The following is a 15,529-nucleotide window of genomic DNA, read 5'->3' on the forward strand; positions in this document are numbered from 1 at the left end:
GTGCAGAGAGTCTGCGAACTCATCGGCAGCCGACGGAAGAGACGGTCCGTGAGGTATCTTTTTCAGCGAGGCTTCGATAGCCGGTCGTGATGGATTCGGGGTTCAAGCGCGTTTTTGTTGAAGAAGCATACAGGAGTATCGCGCCGCTCGTGTTGAGTTTATTCGGCTGGTCGATCATTTACACGTCGATGCAATCGCCACCGTTTTCGGCATCGTTCCTGCTCGTTCTGGTTCTCCTGACCACGGTGTATCTGGCTGGACTTTTCGTGGTGACTCGGATCGTAACCGGCCAGACAGCAGCCACGACCACCAGGATCAATAACTTCGGTCTCGGTAGTAGTGTCGGGCTGTTCGTTTTCCTGTTTCTCGTACTCGTGCGTGGCCGGTCGGCACTCCTTCTTGTCGCGTATGTGATCGCGGAGGCGATCGGTATCGGAATCCTACGTCGGACCCCAAATGACGTGATTTCGAGTCATAAGTGAGTCTCCTGTGTCGTGCACGCACCGAAGTGAACTATTGATTGGCTGTCGGGAAGGGGCTGTATGAACCAACGGGTTCATACCGGATACAGCGCGGAAACCCACCCTTTCAGTAGTTGCTGAAGGAGGAGTATTGATATTTTCTGCTCCGACTCTTACTGGTTCTGAGAGCCGTGCACCGGGTGCATGGAGACCTCGATTTCTCTGCGATTGGTCGTCAAAACCGATATCTGCCGAATCAGCAACTACTGTTGAGCCGTGGGTTAGCTTACTCACCGACAAGAGGCGGGGTGTGGACATCGACACCGTCGCCGAGCGCGCCAGCGAGTCCCTTCGTGCCGAATTTGGCGGGGCGATTCTGGCGGTCGGCCGCTACAGCAAGGCCGCTGACCAGCAGGCACGGACGGTCTACACCGCCACCTTCGAGCGGTCCCACGGCGAGAACACCTCCAGGAGCGTCCTCGAGGACGCTCCCGGAGACCATCGCCCGGGTGCTTACGAGACGAGCCACGACGAACGCCTGACCGCGACCGTCCGGATCTACGAGACGCTCGTCGACGTGGTCGTGCCGCTGGCCGGTGGCAAAGGTGTCGTCGTCGCGGTCGAGCGGGGGAGGGACTCACCGATGACCGACGTGATCGGGACGGTCCAGGCGGCGGAATAGCGACGTTCGCCTCGGCGACGTAGCCGCCCCCGGCCAGCGAGGTGGCCACGTCCTCGGCCTGGCTCTCGACGGTCGTGTCGCCGAACCAGCCGTGGACGAACACGAACAGTTCATCGACCACGGGCAGGTCGTTACCAAAGCTGAACCAACTGCTCACGTCGACGACCTCGTCGATCTCGACGCCGGTCTGTGCCGACGCCGACCTGGCCACCGCCGTCAGTCCCGTCCCGGCCGCGGCCGTCGTACCGATACCCCGGAGGACGGAGCGTCTGTCGAGTTCGCGTCCGCTTCGATTCGCCTCTCGTGTGCTGTTACGGTCTGCCATGCGACGACCGAACAATGTTGTGTTCGCGAGGAATGTATTCTTACGGTCATAAGCGTATTTTTATAAGTATCGACTAATATGGATGTTCTCAGGTTCGGAAGGCCGAGTCAGCATGTGGGAAGTCGCCTTCACCATGACGCCGGAGCGCGGGTACTTCGACCGCGGGGAGCAGGCGCTGTGGGAGGCCGGCGTCTACCTCGAGACGGTGCGATCCCTGGAGTTTCTCGCGGACGGGACGGTGCTGGTCGTCTACGAGATCGACGGCACGGCGGCGGCACTCGAAGAGTGTCTGGCCGCGGCCCCGGAGAAGGTCGTCGACGCGACGGTCACCCAGCGCAGCGAGCCGCTCGTGGCACAACTGCGCTTTCACCCCGACGAGACCTTCGAGCGGTTGCTCTCGGTCCACCAGTCCTTCGGTGTCTCCGTCGAATTCCCGATCCACTACGTCGAGCACGAGCCCGCGACCGTCGAACTCGTCGAGACGGGGAGTCAGGAGGCACTGCGGAACCGGATCGCCGAGACCCGGGAGCTGGCCGACGTCCACGTCAAGCACGTCCACCAGCACGAACCGACCACGCGACGGCAGTTCCGTGAGCTGACCGACCGACAGCGCGAAGTACTGGTCGCCGCCGTCGGGTGTGGCTACTACCGGAATCCACGGGAGGCCACCCACGAAGAGATCGCCGCGGAGCTGGGCTGTTCGGCGAGCGTCGTCGGCCAGCACCTCCGCCGGATCGAGCAACAGCTGGTGTCCGCGACCGTCCCCGAACGGCTGGACGGCGCGACCATCGAGAGCCCGGACGCCTGATTTCCGGGTGTCCTGTGGCGTGGTAACGGCCACCAGAGCTAAGCCGGTCGAACCCCCAGTAGGGTGCCATGACCGATTCAGACGCCGACGAGGCCACCGAACGGGAGCGGCTCATCTTCGGCGCTGGCTTTGCCTTCGGTGTGATGTTCACCATGTCGATCCTGGCGGTCGTGGTCGCCACGGTCGTCCCGCGGCCGGTCGCACTGCCGAGTCTGCTCACCTCGGCGGTCGTCCTCCCGATCGTCGCGGCAGTTCTGCTCGCGGCGGTGGCCGGCGTCGCACTGTACACGTTCGCGCTCCCCGAACACGGGTTCGGGCTGGCCGGGGTCACGCTGTTCGGCGAGGTCGACATCGACGGCGAGTAGCGGTTGTTTTAGGGCTGGCTCGCCCAGAGACAGGTATGGCCGACTTCGACCCCGAGCAGTTCGAGGACAAGTACGCGAACTACTTCACGGAACTCCAGCGGGCCTACAAGAACGCCTTCCAGACGATGAACGACCGGTTCGATTCGGAGTTGATCCACGGCATCGACCAGTTCGTCCTCTCGGAGAGCGAACCGTTCTACGAAGGCGACGGCCAGTTCCGGATCGAACTCCCCGAGGACGCCTACGACCAGCTCCAGGGCGTCGTCGTCGGCGAGGAGAAGTTCGACGAGATCATGGACCGGTATCTCGACGAGATCGAGACGGAACTCCAGCGCGTGTTCGGGTTCGACACGAGTAGCTGAACGAGCGGGTGGCTATTTTTCCGAGGCGCTCGACGGACCGATATGAACCGACAGCACGTCTCGTCGGGCACCGAGTGGGAGGAGCAAGTGGGCTACTCGCGGGCCGTCCGCACGGGTGACAGGGTCGTCGTCTCGGGGACGACTGCGACGGACGACGACGGCGACCCCGTGGCCGTGGGCGACCCGTACGAGCAGGCCAGACGGGCGCTGGAGATCGTCGAGTCGGCGCTGGCCGAGGCCGTCGTCGGCTCGGCCTGAGCGGTCTCGTCCCCCGCCGAAGTACGTGCGAGCTGTCATCAGGGGCAACTGATCAGATGCACGTCACTCCGGATAGTACCGTGCTATGGCGGGTCCGGTCAGCCTCGCCGCGCGACGGTGGAGGACGGCGGCAGAGGTGTTGTCGATCAAACACTACCTCGAAAGTAATACATAACACCGTGGGGGGTCAGGTTGGCGACAACACAGCATGTCCGACGGACCGGCGGCCGACGACGCGGTGACGGACGGGGGCCAGAACTCCTGGTTCGCGAACTACTTCGGGTTCGCAGAACACGGCACGGACCTGCGGACGGAGATCGTCGCGGGGATCACGACCTTCCTGACGATGAGTTACATCGTCGTCGTGAACCCGGCGATCATGACGCAGTTCCCGGGGCCGGACGGCAAACCCGGCATCGCTATCGAAGGGTACACGCCGGGCGAGGTCCAGCAGATGCTGGCCGTCGTGACGATCCTCGCCGCGGCGACGGCGATCTTCGTGATGGCGTTTTACGCCAACAGACCGTTCGGGCAAGCGCCCGGCCTCGGCCTGAACGCCTTCTTCGCGTTCACGGTCGTCGGCGCGATGGGGATCCCCTGGCAGACCGCCCTCGCCGCGGTCGTGACCGAGGGGGTGCTGTTCATCGTCCTGACGGCGGTCGGGGCACGGAAGTACATCATCGAGTTGTTCCCCGAACCCGTGAAGTTCGCCGTCGGCACCGGGATCGGGCTCTTTCTGGCGATCATCGGACTGGAGGCGATGCGGATCGTCGTGGACGACCCCACGACGCTCGTGACGCTGGGGCCGATCGCGACCGATCCCGTGGCGATCCTCTCGGTCGTCGGCCTGTTCCTGACGCTGATGCTGTACGTCCGCGGCCTGAAGGGTGCGATCGTCATCGGCATCCTGGCGACGGCGGTCATGGGCGCGGTGGCGACCTTCGCCGGCCTCGTCGAGCCGGGCGTCGCCGCCGCCGAGTTCGTCCGCAACGGCGGCCTCGACATGAGTCGGATGACCGCGGCCCAGTACGACATCACGCCGCTGTTCGGCGCCTTCCTCGACGGGTTCGCGAACGTCGACGCCTTCGCGTTCTCGCTGATCGTGTTCACGTTCTTCTTCGTGGACTTCTTCGACACCGCCGGGACGCTGACCGGCGTCTCCCAGATCGCGGGCTTTCTCGACGAGAAGGGGAACCTCCCCGAGATCGAAAAGCCGCTCATGGCCGACGCCATCGGGACGACCGTTGGCGGCATCCTCGGCACCTCGACCGTGACGACCTACATCGAGTCCTCGACCGGCGTCGAGGAAGGCGGTCGGACCGGAATGACCGCGCTCGTGGTCGGCCTGCTCTTCCTCGCGGCGCTGATCGTCGTCCCGCTCGCGGCGGCGATTCCGCTGTACGCGTCCCACATCGCGCTGGTGGTCGTCGCCCTGCTGATGCTCCAGAACGTCACGGACATCCAGTGGGACGACCTCAGCCACGCCGTGCCGGCGGGCATGACCATCCTGATCATGCCGCTGACCTACTCGATCTCCTACGGGATCGCCGCGGGGATCATCAGCTATCCCCTGGTGAAGGCCGCCCAGGGCGAGTGGCGTGATGTCCACGTCGGCCAGTGGCTGCTGGCAGTCGCGTTCGTCGTCTACTTCGCCGTCCGGACCAGCGGCGTGCTGACGACGGTCGCCTGACCCCAGCGGTTCGCGAGCCGACAGCTATATTATTCGGTCAAATGGGCGTGAAAATAACCGGCGGACAACCGCCGGGTACGACGATGCAATTCCGCAAGCCACTCGCCATCGTGTTCGCGGCACTGCTCACGATCACGTTGCTCAGCAGCGGCGCAGTCGCACAGACGGACGGAACGGACACACAGAGCGAGGGTTGTACCGTCGTCATCGACGACGACCGGACGATTCTGGACCTGCTCGGCGGCGGTGACGGCGGGATCGTCCTCACCACGCAGAAGCTGTTCGAGATCGTCGTGCAGTTGCTCACCGGAAACTGTCTGTAACGACGGGCGGCAACACGGCCAGCTGTCGGGGAAAGCACGAGCACAGCACCGGATCGCGCGCGAGAGCGCGCGATCCGCTTTTTTCGCCCACGTTTTTGCCGCGAGTGGTGGCTGCAGGCCACCCGAGCGGGAAAAAGCTGGGAGACCAAAAGCCTAAGCACGGTGAGAGCATAATCGGAGATACCATGAGTACTGAAACCGAGGGCGGCGACGACGACCTCCGAGAGCAGATTTCGAACTTCCTGCGCCGGAACTTCCCGCAGATTCAGATGCACGGCGGGAGCGCGGCTATCGAGAGCATCGACCGAGAGACCGGCGAGGTCTCGATCCAGCTCGGCGGCGCGTGTTCGGGCTGTGGCATCTCCCCGATGACGATCCAGGCGATCAAGACCCGCATGACCAAGGAGCTCCCCGAGATCGAGACGGTCCACGCCAACACCGGCGGCGACATGGGGGGCAGCGAGGGCATGGCCGGCGGTTCCACCAGCCCCTCGTTCCCGGGCCACGAGTCCAGCAGCGGCGACGAGAGCGACGAAGGCCCCGAAGCGCCGTTCTGAGTCGGGTTCCGCGTTTTTTCTCAGGTCCGCGAGCGACAGCGCCGGGCGGCGACGGTGAAGCGATCATGGGCCAGCAGGACGGCCAGGTCACACTCCCGCGCGACGCGGGGAAACCAGGGGGCCGACGGGCGCAGGCGAGACGGCCCCGGCCAGTGTACGTGGGATCGAACCGTTCCGGCGGGTATTAGTCCCGTCGGCCCGGCAGGTCCGACATGGCCAATCAGGAGCTCATCGACGCGCTCAGGGACGCCGACGCCGTGAAGTTCGGCGAGTTCGAGCTGTCCCACGGCGGCACCTCCAGCTACTACGTCGACAAGTACGTCTTCGAGACCGACCCCCGGTGTCTGGAGCTGATCGCCCAGGCCTTCGCCGACCGCGTGGGCCAGTCCAAACTCGCCGGCGTGGCGCTGGGGGCGGTCCCACTCGTGGCCGTCACGAGCGTCGAGACCGGCCACCCCTACGTCATCGCGCGCAAGCAGGCCAAGGAGTACGGCACCGGCAACCGCATCGAGGGTGAACTCACCGAGGGCGAGGAAGTCGTCGTCCTCGAAGACATCGCGACGACCGGCCAGAGCGCCGTCGACGCCGTCGAAGCGCTCCGGGAGGCGGGCGCAGCCGTGGATCGCGTCCTCGTCGTCGTCGACCGGCAGGAAGGGGCGACCGAGCACCTGGCAGACCACGACATCGAACTGGAGTCGCTGTTGACCGCCGAGGACCTGCTCGAGGACGCCGAGGGAATCGACGGCTGAAGGGAGTATGCGCGAGGAACCCCCGGGCCCGGAGAACGCCGATGGCTTCTTCGACCGCTTCGTCCACCCGTGGCTGGCGCGAGCGGCGTCGCTCGGCGTCTGTACGCTCGTCCTCGCGGGGTTTTTCGTTCGCAGGGAGTGGCGAGCGCGGGGGTGAGTCGGGACCGCCGGCCTCACTCGGTGGGTTCCAGAAAGATCGTCCCGCCACCGACCAGGAGGCCGGTGATGCCAGCCACCAGCGACCACTGGCCGAGCGAGCCTTCGAGCGCGGCCGCGAGCAAGACGAGGCCGACCAGTTTGCTCACGCGGTCGAGCCAGCGGAGGCCACGCGGCGAGAGTGGGACTTGCATCTACCCGGAGACTCGACAGCGGGCGGTCTTCAACGTACTGAAGCGGACGTGGGTTCCCGGTGGCGTCGCGGGGCCGGGTGGTCAGGCCCGGGACCGTCCGGACGACGGTTTCGCGAACGCTGGCACGCTTCCCAGAGCCAGTCCCGCTCCCCTGGCAGTTCTGGGCCGGTGCCGGCGTGTTCGGCTCCGTCTTCGCGTATCTGCTCTCGAAGTACGACCGCGATTCCGGCCGCTACAGCGCCGAGAGCGCCGACAACCAGGTCTAGGCCCCCGTGCGTCGACGGCCACCGTGATCGCAGTGTCGCCGTTTCTCTCGTGGTCGGTGGGCGGTTTTGAAGCGAGGATCACGGCCGACAGGCCTGTGCGCGGCCCGCACAGCACCGTTGGGTCTTTGTGGCTGTGCGCCCTACGGACGGCGATGGCAAACCTCGAACTCTACGAGCTGGAGGGCTGTCCGTACTGTGCGAAGGTCATCGAGAAGCTGGACGAGCTGGGTCTGGACTACGAGTCCCACATGGTCCCGCGGAGTCACGACGAGCGGACCGAGGTGCAGGAAGTCAGCGGCCAGACCGGCGTTCCCGTGCTGGTCGACCCGGACAACGGCGTCGAGGGGATGCCCGAGTCCGACGACATCGTGGAGTACCTCGAAGAGACCTACGCCTGATTCTCCGGCGTCACGGGCAGGTCGCCTGCGCGCCCGTGGCGCCAGGCGGCCGACGCCGGTCGCGGCGGCGTTTCGCGGTCCGTGCGCCCGGTAGCGACCACGGGCGAACCCGATACTATATACCCTGACAGGACAATCAAGGATATGGTCGCGGACGGTGCGCACATCCTGCTCAGCATGGCGCTGGTCTATCTACTGTTGCGCGAGCGCCGGCCGGAGCCATACTTCGTCGCTGTTCTCGCGGCGTCGATACCGGACGCGGACAAATTCGTCTTCACCCCGCTGGTCAGACTCGGGTACCTCGATGGCGTCGTCTGGTTCCACCGGGGCGTGATGCACTCCCTGCTGTTCGGTGCGATTCTCGTCGCCGTCCTCTCACTGTTTGGCTCCCGGCGGGCGGCGATCATCGGCGTCGTCTCACACCTCTGTCTGGACTTTCTGACCGGCGGCGTCCGATTGCTGGTGCCGCTGGACAACGGCCTGTACGGGCTGGAGATCGGCTGGCTCCTGACCAACGTCGCGGCGATGGTCGTCGCCGCCACCATCCTGTTCGCCGGGCTCGTCGACCGGCGGTATCGGTCGCGGATCCGGTCGGCCCTGGCGCGGTTGGCTCTCCGCGAGCAACGCGAGTAGCAGAACCAGACGCGGCCGCCGTCAGGCCGGCGTCTCGTCGGCCCGTTCCTTGATCAGGTCCTTGAGGTCTTCCACGTCGCGGATGTTCTCGATCTCTTCGCGCTCGATGAGAGCGGTGCCGTCGACCGATTCTTGCCGGGCGCGGTCGACGACGTAGATCGAGGTGGTCCGGGTGACCCGGCCGACCGAGGACATGATCCGGGCGCGTTTCTCGGCAGTCTCGGTGAACTCCGAGTGGCCGGTGAGCATACGCGACTCGCGGCGCTCGTCCTCGCTGATCGTCTTGAACGGCGCGCGGTCAGTCGGGTGCACGTCGAAGCCGACGCGGGTGAGGACGGCGACGACGGGCTCGTCGTCGGGGTCGACCTCGGGGTCCTCGGGCATCGGCTCGTCCTCGCGGACCTCGTCGGCCCCGTCGATCACGTCGACGGGCGAGGTGAGTGGGGCCTCGAACAGCTCTTCGAGCTGGGTCGCCACGTCGACGGAGGCGTCCATGCCGTCCTCGTACTTGGATACTGTGCGGCGGGAGACGCCGAGTTCCTGGGCGAGACGGCCCAGCGACCAGTCCCGGTCCTCGCGGACGTCGGCCAGCACCTCGCTGTCGATGTTGACGTAGAGGCCACCGGGCGCGGCGTAGATCAGCGGCGGTACCTCCTCGACGAACAGGTCCATCGCGGTGTCGGGGGAGAGGACCGGAACGCCGTGGCGGAAGTAGACGACACCGGGCTTGAGCTCCTCGTCGCGAGTCCGCAACCCGATGACGACGGGCGTCGCTCGCAGGTACTCGCCGAGGCGGCGCATCTCCGCGCCGGTCTTGGCGTCGAAAGCGTCGATGTTGCCGAGAATCTTCACCAGTACCGTGTCTTCACCGCGGCGGGCCGCGACGTCGAAGCTCTTGGGCCGGATCGCACACCGGTCGCTCACGAGAAATCCCGCGTCCCGCAACATCGCGGTGACGTTACCGACCAGTGCGGATCGTGACATCAGGGACACTTTAGTAATCCCTCACATAAAAACGTTTGTGACGGCGGGACACGCCCCGTCCGGTGGTTTTCGAAGTCCATCGGCGATAGATTGATATACTAAGATTTGGCGAAACGCGTTACTCCGCCGACCCGGAAGGGGCGGTCGTGACCATCGTCGGGCTGGACGACACCGATTCCCGGACGCGAGGGATGTGTACGACCTACGCCGCCGCCGTGCTGGCCGAGCGGGTCCGTCGCGCGGGCGGGCACGTGGAGCGTCTGCTCCTGGTCCGGCTGAATCCGGCCGTCGAGTACAAGACACGGGGCAACGCCGCGCTGGCGGTCCACTGTGACCTCGGCGTCGACGAGGCCTTCGAACTGGCGACGGCCCTGGTCGAGGAAACCGCCGAGACCGGCGACGACCGGACCAATCCGGGCGTGGTCGCCGTCACCGACGACCTCGGCGCGAAGTCGGACTGGCTTCGGACCCTGCCCCGGCGAGCGATCCGGGAGATTCTCGATCCGGAGACCGACGTGCGCGAACCCCTCGAATCGGGTGGGTACCGCCACCGGGGCTGGGGGAACGGCCGCGGCCTCGTCGGTGCGAGCGCGGCCGCCGGCGCGTGGGCCGGGCTGGGCGATAGAGGCCCCGTGGCCCAGCCCGCGGACTGGACCTACGAGTGCCTGACCTACCGCGAGCGCGACCGCTGGGGGAGCGAGCGCGACGTGGAGCCAGAATCGGTCTTTTCGGTGGCCGAGGAGTTCTACCCCGACATCTGGGACACGGTCGACCGCGGCGAGGGCGAGGCGGTCTGTGTCCCGAACACGCCAGGCCCGGTGCTGTACGGCATCCGCGGTGACGACCGCGAGCGCGTCGAGGCGGCCGCCGAGGCCATCGAGAGCGAACCCGTCGCCCGCCGGGCGACGTTCGTCACGAATCAGGGGACCGACCAGCACCTGCAAACTGTCGGGCCGGGCGAGATCACCGAGGATCGGGCCGTCCGCGTCACCGGCGAGGTGGTCGAGGGTCCCGAAACCCGGGAGGGCGGGCACGTCTTCTTCGCGCTCGGGTTCCCGAATTCCGCGGTCGCTCCCCTCCAGTGTGCGGCGTTCGAGCCGACCAAGCGATTCCGTGACCGCGTGCGCGCGCTCCGGGTCGGCGACCGCGTGACCGTCTGTGGGGAGGTCAGCGATGAAACCTGCAAACTGGAGAAGTTCGCGGTTCGGGGCCTCGAGACCACGGAACTCGTCACGCCGGACTGCCCCGAGTGCGGGCGGTCGATGGAGAGCGCGGGCGCGAACGCGGGGTATCGCTGTCGGGACTGCGGGACCGGGGCAGAGGGGAAGGTCGAGCGCACGGTCGAGCGCGACCTCGAAGTGGGCTGGTACGAAGTCCCGCCGTGTGCGCGACGGCACATTGCGAAGCCGCTGGTGAGAGGTGGGTTCGATGGGCCGACCCATCCCGAGCGATGAGAGCGGTCAGTCCTCGGCAGGGGGTCGGTCCGCGGTTCGCCGTCGGTACGCATCGAACGCGACGAGAATGATCCCGGCCACGACGAATGCGGCCCCCGCCATCCCCAGCGGAAGCAAGACGAACATCGCAGGGAACCAGAGGAGCCCCATCCCGGGCCCTTCCCGGTGCGTCGTGATCTCGTAGGCACGGCCGTCGCGCTGGATCACGTACCGGCCAACGCCATCATCGATATACATGAACTCGGGTGCAGTCTCGGACTCGTCTTCGACGACGTACTCGCCGCGTTCGATGGTTCGGTCGACGGCCGTCTGCCCGCGTTCCGAGAGGTTCGCGTACTGGAGATGTCCCTCCGTCGAGGCGTCGAACACCGCGGCGTCGTTCTGGAGGTCGTGGACGTACTCGGAATCGAAGACGACGAAGCCGCCGCCGGCCGCGCCGACGAGCATGACAGCGCCGATGGCCAGTACTGCCATCCCCCGATCCCAGTCCATGCGGGTGCTGTAGCTGTCAGCGGTACGTACTTTCTGCGGCGGTGCGGGGCGGTTGCGGTCGCGGGGCGGTTGCGGTCGGCACCAGCATCCGGCGCGCGGAGCGCGCCGGTTCCCGGGATTCGCGCCGCTGGCGCGAATCCCGTGTTTTTCCCCAAGTTTTTGCGATGGGGGGTGCGCCACGCGCACCCCCCGACGTAAAAAGTGGGGGACTTAGTAGGAATCCACGTCCGTCCCCACCGAGCAGACGTACTCGCCGGTGGCGGCCTGCGGGAGGCGGCGGGTGCGCCAGAACACGCCCTGGGAGTCGGCGGTGACTTCGGCCTTGGACTGGCCGAACACGTCGGTGACCTCGAAGAGGGTGTCGTTGCGGGCGACGCGGTCGCCGAGGTCCTTGTGGAAGGTGACGAGGCCGCCAGCGGGCGCGCCGTACTGCTCGAAGCCGGTGGCCCGAGTCTGGGGTTCGGGGACGTGGGTCTCGTCGGTGAAGCCGTAGTACGCCAGTACGTTCTGGACGCCCCGGACGCCGACTTCGATGGAGTGGTCGTCCCAGCCGACACAGCCCCCCAGTTCGGGGTCGATAGTGGGGACGCCGTCGTCGGGACCGGCGCGGGCGAGCTGGCCGTCGGGGCCTTTCTGATCGAGGATGTAGCCACAGCCGAAGACCTTCGCGAGTTCGAGGCACTCGTCGTGGAGGCGGTGGCGCGGGCCACAGCGGACGCGACACTCCTCGATCATCCGGGAGGTCGAGCCCTGGTGGAGGTCGAGAATGAGGTCGGCACGGGTGGCGGCCTCGAAGGTGGCGGCGGCGATGCGCTCGCTCGAGGTGCCGCGTTCGTCGCCGGGGTAGGTCCGGTTCATCTTCGTGTCGTCGACCGGGTTGCGGTGTTCGGCGACCTGGAAGGCGTGGTAGTTGACGATGCCGACGATGAGGATGGTGCCGGCGATCTCGTCGGGGTCGAGTCGGGGGACGAGTCGCTGGATCACGCCGACGCCGTTGAGTTCGTCGCCGTCGCTGGCGGCCTGCACGTAGAGGGTCTTCCCGCTGTCGGCACCGTTGACGACCGCGACCGGCAGTCCGACCTCGGTGCCGTCACGGGTCTCGCCGACGAATAGGCGCCCGGTATCGATCTCGCCGGGGGCCGCAGTCGCCGTGCCGAGGCTGGTCATTATCACCACAGCGCGGTTGCACGGTCTTAGGAGATTCGATATGCTCCACGCCCTGCCGGAATCCGGACGAAGACCGACGCGATTTTGCCCGGGGAGTCGCTAGCGAGAGTGTGACAGACGACGCTGACGCACCCGCGAGTCCGGACGGCGGTCCCGCGAGTAGCGCGAACGGGGCCGCGTCGGAGGCCGGCCCCGAGGCGGGCACGACGGCAGACGCCGAGGCCGGGTGGGAGGACACCCGCCCCGACCGCCCGGGCGGGAAGGCAGCGATGATCGAAGCGCTGAACGTCCGGGACAACGCCTTCCGCGGGTTCATCTTCGGCTTCGTGTTCACGACCGCGGTGTTCACGTTCTTCGTCGTCGTGCCCGGTGTGAGTCGGTCGCCACTGTACTACGTGGCCCTGGCGTTCGTCCTCGCGACGGGGCTGGGCGCGCTGGTGACGGCGGCGCTGGTGCTGCGCGAGGCGTATCGACTCTCGAAGACGCTCTAGCCGTCTTCAGGTTCGTCGCCGGCCAGATCGGCCAGCCGGTCGGCCCCCGAACGGGTACCCTTCGCGATCAACACGTCGCCGGGATGGAGTTCGGTCTCCGGGCCGGGCGAGATGACCCAGCTTCCGCCCTCGCGGCCGGTGCGTTCGCTCTCGGTGCGCCCGCGTCGGACGGCGATGACGCGCATCCCGGTCTCGGTCTTGACCATCTTCTCCCCGAGCGTGACGCCCGCGAGGTCGCTGTCGGGGGCGACGGTCAGCCGGACGATCACCTCGTCGGATTCTCTGACTGCTTCGGCGACGACGGGGTGGGTGCCCAGCCCCCGCAACACGCCCTCGCTGATCTCCAGGGCGGCGTCGCTGATGACCTCGGTCGCGCTGGCGAGCTGGACGAGTCCCCGGAGATTCACGGGGTCGTCGACGCGGCCGGCGGCCTGAAGGGTCCAGGCCTCGAAGCGGGACTGGAGGGCGTCGACCTCGGCTTCCAGTTCCAGCACTTCCTCGGCAACGGCGTCCGAATCGAACAGCACCGCGCCGTAGGCCAGATCGACGGCGAGTTCGCTCATGTTTTTCATGTGGACGATGGAGTCCACGGCGCGTTCGAGGTCGTCGATCCCCGGTTCGGGGGGTTCGGGCGGGACGTACGCCTGGCCGGTAGCGTCCTCGTAGACGCCGGCGATGCCCTCCTCCGAGCCCCGGAAGATGACCACGTCGTCGGGTCGGAGCGTGGTCTCCGGCCCGGGATTGAACAGCCACTCGCCCTCGCGGCGGATGGCGATGGCGCGGACGCCGGTCTCGGTTTCGAGGTTGATAGTTTCGAGCGTGCGGTCGGCGAAGGGCGAATCCGGGACGACGACGGCGCGCACGACCGTCTCGACGGCCTCGGGGAGGGTGGCCCGCATGGCGTCGGGGAGGCCGATGTCCTCCAGCACGACCTTGGCGATGTCGCCGGCGGCGTCGGAGACTTTCTCGGCGGCCCCGACGACCCCGAGGACGGGGGCGAGCGCCTCGGCGTCCGCGGGATTACGGGCGGCCATGAGCAGGCCCATCCGGGCGCGCAACTGGAGCACGTCCATCTTGGCTTCCAGTTCCAGCACCTCCTCGGCCACCTCGTCGGAGCCGAGCAGGACCGCCGAGTACGAGAGGTCGATCAGCAGTTCCGCGGTGTCTTTCATCTCGGCCAGCAGTTCCTTGACGCTGACCGGCTCGTACTCGACGTCGTCGACTGCCATACCCGAGGCTCCTCGTCGCCGAGGGAAAAGCGTTGCCCGGCGACAGCCACCGCCAGTTCGGTGTCAAATCCCCAACCGGTCCGGGCGGCGCGCGGGCTCAGAGGGGCGGGCCGTCCCGCGCCAGCTACAGTCCAATCACCCAACATTATCGCCACAAGGTGGATAGTTTTAACATTTTAGCGTGTATTTTATTCGCCCGTCCAGTCCATCCCCGGCGGGCGGATTGCATGTCCCGGCCAAAAGATAATGCTTTTCCCGGCAGGTAGAGAACCGGGGGGTATGTCCGACGAGCTCAAGAAAGGGCTTGAGGGTGTCCTGGTCGCCGAGTCGGAACTGAGTTACATCGACGGTGATGCCGGCGAACTCATCTACCGGGGCTACTCGATCGACGATCTGGCGCGTGACGCGAGCTACGAGGAAGTGCTGTACCTGCTGTGGCACGGCCGCCTCCCGAACAGCGAGGAGCTCGCCGAATTCACCGAGGCCATGAGCGCCGAGCGGGACCTGCACGACGACGTGTACGACCTGGTGCGCTCGCTGGCCGAGGCCGACGAGAACCCGATGGCCGCGCTGCGGACAGCCGTCTCCAGTCTCTCGGCACACGACCCCGACGCCGAGGCCGATCCCCAGGATCGGGACGCCAACCTCCGGAAGGGGCGGCGCATCACCGCGAAGATCCCGACGATCATCGCGGCGTTCACCCGGATCCGCGACGGCGAGGAGCCGGTCGCGCCCCGGGAGGACCTCACCCACGCCGAGAACTTCCTGTACATGCTCAACGGCGAGGAGCCCGACGAGGTGCTCGCCGAGACGTTCGACATGGCGCTCGTGCTCCACGCCGACCACGGACTGAACGCCTCGACGTTCTCTTCGATGGTGATCTCCTCGACGCTCGCGGACCTGCATTCGGCCATTCCGGGCGGGATCGGCGCACTCTCGGGCTCGCTGCACGGCGGTGCGAACCAGGACGTGATGGAGGCCCTGCTCGACCTCGACGAGTCCGGCAAGGAGCCGGTCGAGTGGGCCAAGGACAAGCTCGAAGCCGGCGAGCGCGTCCCCGGCTTCGGCCACCGCGTCTACAACGTCAAGGACCCCCGGGCCCGCATCCTCTCGGACAAGTCCAAGGCCCTCGGCGAGGCCGCTGGCTCGCTGAGGTGGTTCGAGTACTCCACCTCGATCGAGGACTGGATGAAAGACGAAAAGGGCCTTGCCCCGAACGTCGACTTCTACTCGGCGTCGACGTACTACCAGATGGGTATCCCGGTCGACATCTTCACGCCCATCTTCGCGATGAGCCGCGTCGGCGGCTGGATCGCCCACGTCCTCGAACAGTACGAGGACAACCGGCTGATCCGCCCGCGTGGCCGCTACATCGGCTCGACCGACGAGGAGTTCGTGCCGGTCGAGGAGCGGTAGGGAGATTCGACCGCAGGAAGAATCTCCGAACTAGCGAACGGCGACCGCAGGGAGCCGTGAGCAGGGAGA

The 15,529-nt window shown here is 66.6% G+C and carries 21 protein-coding genes and 1 pseudogene; 17 read left to right on the top strand and 5 right to left on the bottom strand.

The window, feature by feature from the left end; genetic code table 11:
- The first annotated feature begins 89 nt into the window (after window positions 1-89).
- From MU521_RS05320 to MU521_RS05370, 11 genes and pseudogenes are all read left to right on the top strand, one after another.
- The gene (locus MU521_RS05320) at window positions 90-482 is read left to right on the top strand and encodes a hypothetical protein (RefSeq protein ID WP_092687704.1); all 393 of its coding nucleotides are present in this window, start codon (window positions 90-92) and stop codon (window positions 480-482) included.
- Window positions 483-771: 289 nt separating this feature from the next.
- On the top strand, window positions 772-1,143 hold the full coding sequence (locus MU521_RS05325; RefSeq protein WP_092687702.1) for a hypothetical protein: 372 nt from the start codon (window positions 772-774) through the stop codon (window positions 1,141-1,143).
- Window positions 1,144-1,580: 437 nt separating this feature from the next.
- Window positions 1,581-2,276 carry a helix-turn-helix domain-containing protein gene (locus MU521_RS05330; RefSeq protein WP_175452759.1) on the top strand — a complete coding sequence of 232 codons (696 nt, stop codon included), beginning with the start codon at window positions 1,581-1,583 and terminating at the stop codon, window positions 2,274-2,276.
- Between the two features lie 68 nt (window positions 2,277-2,344).
- Window positions 2,345-2,641 (top strand): hypothetical protein, encoded by a 297-nt coding sequence (locus MU521_RS05335; RefSeq protein ID WP_092687696.1) that lies wholly within the window; start codon window positions 2,345-2,347, stop codon window positions 2,639-2,641.
- A gap of 35 nt (window positions 2,642-2,676) precedes the next feature.
- Window positions 2,677-3,003: a DUF5783 family protein gene (locus MU521_RS05340; protein ID WP_092687693.1), complete on the top strand. Its 327-nt coding sequence runs from the start codon at window positions 2,677-2,679 to the stop codon at window positions 3,001-3,003.
- A gap of 42 nt (window positions 3,004-3,045) precedes the next feature.
- Window positions 3,046-3,243 (top strand): annotated as a pseudogene (locus MU521_RS05345) (Rid family hydrolase); the annotation flags it as partial.
- 226 nt (window positions 3,244-3,469) lie between these two features.
- Entirely contained in the window at window positions 3,470-4,951 is a 1,482-nt protein-coding gene (locus tag MU521_RS05350) for an NCS2 family permease (RefSeq protein ID WP_092687687.1), read from the top strand.
- Between the two features lie 83 nt (window positions 4,952-5,034).
- Window positions 5,035-5,274 carry a hypothetical protein gene (locus MU521_RS05355; protein WP_139171045.1) on the top strand — a complete coding sequence of 80 codons (240 nt, stop codon included), beginning with the start codon at window positions 5,035-5,037 and terminating at the stop codon, window positions 5,272-5,274.
- 185 nt (window positions 5,275-5,459) lie between these two features.
- Window positions 5,460-5,831 (top strand): NifU family protein, encoded by a 372-nt coding sequence (locus MU521_RS05360; RefSeq protein WP_092687680.1) that lies wholly within the window; start codon window positions 5,460-5,462, stop codon window positions 5,829-5,831.
- Window positions 5,832-6,043: 212 nt separating this feature from the next.
- Window positions 6,044-6,580, top strand: a complete 537-nt coding sequence (gene pyrE / locus MU521_RS05365; RefSeq protein WP_092687677.1) for an orotate phosphoribosyltransferase — start codon at window positions 6,044-6,046, stop codon at window positions 6,578-6,580.
- A 7-nt stretch (window positions 6,581-6,587) separates the two neighbouring features.
- Window positions 6,588-6,737 carry a hypothetical protein gene (locus MU521_RS05370; protein ID WP_175452758.1) on the top strand — a complete coding sequence of 50 codons (150 nt, stop codon included), beginning with the start codon at window positions 6,588-6,590 and terminating at the stop codon, window positions 6,735-6,737.
- 16 nt (window positions 6,738-6,753) lie between these two features.
- On the opposite strand, the gene MU521_RS05375 is transcribed toward MU521_RS05370, so the two are convergent.
- Window positions 6,754-6,930, bottom strand: coding sequence for a DUF8120 family protein (locus tag MU521_RS05375; RefSeq protein ID WP_175452757.1), 177 nt, complete (start codon window positions 6,928-6,930; stop codon window positions 6,754-6,756).
- A 59-nt stretch (window positions 6,931-6,989) separates the two neighbouring features.
- Here MU521_RS05375 and MU521_RS05380 point away from each other — a divergent pair, with 59 nt between their 5' ends.
- From MU521_RS05380 to MU521_RS05390, 3 genes are all read left to right on the top strand, one after another.
- Window positions 6,990-7,196, top strand: coding sequence for a hypothetical protein (locus tag MU521_RS05380; RefSeq protein ID WP_092687674.1), 207 nt, complete (start codon window positions 6,990-6,992; stop codon window positions 7,194-7,196).
- 152 nt (window positions 7,197-7,348) lie between these two features.
- Window positions 7,349-7,594 (top strand): glutathione S-transferase N-terminal domain-containing protein, encoded by a 246-nt coding sequence (locus tag MU521_RS05385; RefSeq protein WP_092687671.1) that lies wholly within the window; start codon window positions 7,349-7,351, stop codon window positions 7,592-7,594.
- A gap of 144 nt (window positions 7,595-7,738) precedes the next feature.
- Window positions 7,739-8,227, top strand: coding sequence for a metal-dependent hydrolase (locus MU521_RS05390; protein ID WP_092687668.1), 489 nt, complete (start codon window positions 7,739-7,741; stop codon window positions 8,225-8,227).
- A gap of 21 nt (window positions 8,228-8,248) precedes the next feature.
- On the opposite strand, the gene MU521_RS05395 is transcribed toward MU521_RS05390, so the two are convergent.
- Window positions 8,249-9,211: a transcriptional regulator gene (locus tag MU521_RS05395; RefSeq protein ID WP_092687665.1), complete on the bottom strand. Its 963-nt coding sequence runs from the start codon at window positions 9,209-9,211 to the stop codon at window positions 8,249-8,251.
- 146 nt (window positions 9,212-9,357) lie between these two features.
- Here MU521_RS05395 and MU521_RS05400 point away from each other — a divergent pair, with 146 nt between their 5' ends.
- Window positions 9,358-10,665, top strand: coding sequence for a tRNA(Ile)(2)-agmatinylcytidine synthase (locus tag MU521_RS05400; protein ID WP_092687662.1), 1,308 nt, complete (start codon window positions 9,358-9,360; stop codon window positions 10,663-10,665).
- A gap of 6 nt (window positions 10,666-10,671) precedes the next feature.
- On the opposite strand, the gene MU521_RS05405 is transcribed toward MU521_RS05400, so the two are convergent.
- Window positions 10,672-11,157 carry a DUF7979 domain-containing protein gene (locus MU521_RS05405; protein ID WP_092687659.1) on the bottom strand — a complete coding sequence of 162 codons (486 nt, stop codon included), beginning with the start codon at window positions 11,155-11,157 and terminating at the stop codon, window positions 10,672-10,674.
- A 210-nt stretch (window positions 11,158-11,367) separates the two neighbouring features.
- Window positions 11,368-12,324 carry a succinylglutamate desuccinylase/aspartoacylase family protein gene (locus MU521_RS05410; RefSeq protein WP_092687657.1) on the bottom strand — a complete coding sequence of 319 codons (957 nt, stop codon included), beginning with the start codon at window positions 12,322-12,324 and terminating at the stop codon, window positions 11,368-11,370.
- Between the two features lie 110 nt (window positions 12,325-12,434).
- Between MU521_RS05410 and MU521_RS05415 the strand changes: the two genes are divergently transcribed.
- A complete protein-coding gene (locus MU521_RS05415) occupies window positions 12,435-12,815 on the top strand; it encodes a DUF7536 family protein (protein ID WP_245681132.1) in 381 nt (126 codons plus the stop codon).
- Here MU521_RS05415 and MU521_RS05420 read toward each other — a convergent pair.
- Complete coding sequence (locus MU521_RS05420) at window positions 12,812-14,044, bottom strand: potassium channel family protein (RefSeq protein WP_092687654.1); 1,233 nt, start codon at window positions 14,042-14,044, stop codon at window positions 12,812-12,814. The genes MU521_RS05415 and MU521_RS05420 overlap by 4 nt on opposite strands.
- 279 nt (window positions 14,045-14,323) lie before the next feature.
- Between MU521_RS05420 and citZ the strand changes: the two genes are divergently transcribed.
- Entirely contained in the window at window positions 14,324-15,460 is a 1,137-nt protein-coding gene (gene citZ, locus MU521_RS05425) for a citrate synthase (protein ID WP_092687651.1), read from the top strand.
- Window positions 15,461-15,529 lie beyond the last annotated feature (69 nt).

Source organism: Halorientalis regularis, from assembly GCF_023698535.1.
GTDB lineage: Archaea > Halobacteriota > Halobacteria > Halobacteriales > Haloarculaceae > Halorientalis > Halorientalis regularis.

Excerpts from the sequence above, each read along its gene's own strand:
- MU521_RS05320 (WP_092687704.1), top strand. The coding sequence starts at position 90 with ATGGATTCGGGGTTCAAGCGCGTTTTTGTTGAAGAAGCATACAGGAGT.
- MU521_RS05405 (WP_092687659.1), bottom strand. The coding sequence starts at position 11,157 with ATGGACTGGGATCGGGGGATGGCAGTACTGGCCATCGGCGCTGTCATG.
- MU521_RS05410 (WP_092687657.1), bottom strand. The coding sequence starts at position 12,324 with ATGACCAGCCTCGGCACGGCGACTGCGGCCCCCGGCGAGATCGATACC.
- MU521_RS05375 (WP_175452757.1), bottom strand. The coding sequence starts at position 6,930 with ATGCAAGTCCCACTCTCGCCGCGTGGCCTCCGCTGGCTCGACCGCGTG.
- MU521_RS05420 (WP_092687654.1), bottom strand. The coding sequence starts at position 14,044 with ATGGCAGTCGACGACGTCGAGTACGAGCCGGTCAGCGTCAAGGAACTG.
- MU521_RS05335 (WP_092687696.1), top strand. The coding sequence starts at position 2,345 with ATGACCGATTCAGACGCCGACGAGGCCACCGAACGGGAGCGGCTCATC.
- MU521_RS05360 (WP_092687680.1), top strand. The coding sequence starts at position 5,460 with ATGAGTACTGAAACCGAGGGCGGCGACGACGACCTCCGAGAGCAGATT.
- MU521_RS05340 (WP_092687693.1), top strand. The coding sequence starts at position 2,677 with ATGGCCGACTTCGACCCCGAGCAGTTCGAGGACAAGTACGCGAACTAC.
- MU521_RS05395 (WP_092687665.1), bottom strand. The coding sequence starts at position 9,211 with ATGTCACGATCCGCACTGGTCGGTAACGTCACCGCGATGTTGCGGGAC.
- MU521_RS05355 (WP_139171045.1), top strand. The coding sequence starts at position 5,035 with ATGCAATTCCGCAAGCCACTCGCCATCGTGTTCGCGGCACTGCTCACG.
- MU521_RS05390 (WP_092687668.1), top strand. The coding sequence starts at position 7,739 with ATGGTCGCGGACGGTGCGCACATCCTGCTCAGCATGGCGCTGGTCTAT.
- MU521_RS05330 (WP_175452759.1), top strand. The coding sequence starts at position 1,581 with ATGTGGGAAGTCGCCTTCACCATGACGCCGGAGCGCGGGTACTTCGAC.
- MU521_RS05370 (WP_175452758.1), top strand. The coding sequence starts at position 6,588 with ATGCGCGAGGAACCCCCGGGCCCGGAGAACGCCGATGGCTTCTTCGAC.
- citZ (WP_092687651.1), top strand. The coding sequence starts at position 14,324 with ATGTCCGACGAGCTCAAGAAAGGGCTTGAGGGTGTCCTGGTCGCCGAG.
- pyrE (WP_092687677.1), top strand. The coding sequence starts at position 6,044 with ATGGCCAATCAGGAGCTCATCGACGCGCTCAGGGACGCCGACGCCGTG.
- MU521_RS05385 (WP_092687671.1), top strand. The coding sequence starts at position 7,349 with ATGGCAAACCTCGAACTCTACGAGCTGGAGGGCTGTCCGTACTGTGCG.
- MU521_RS05350 (WP_092687687.1), top strand. The coding sequence starts at position 3,470 with ATGTCCGACGGACCGGCGGCCGACGACGCGGTGACGGACGGGGGCCAG.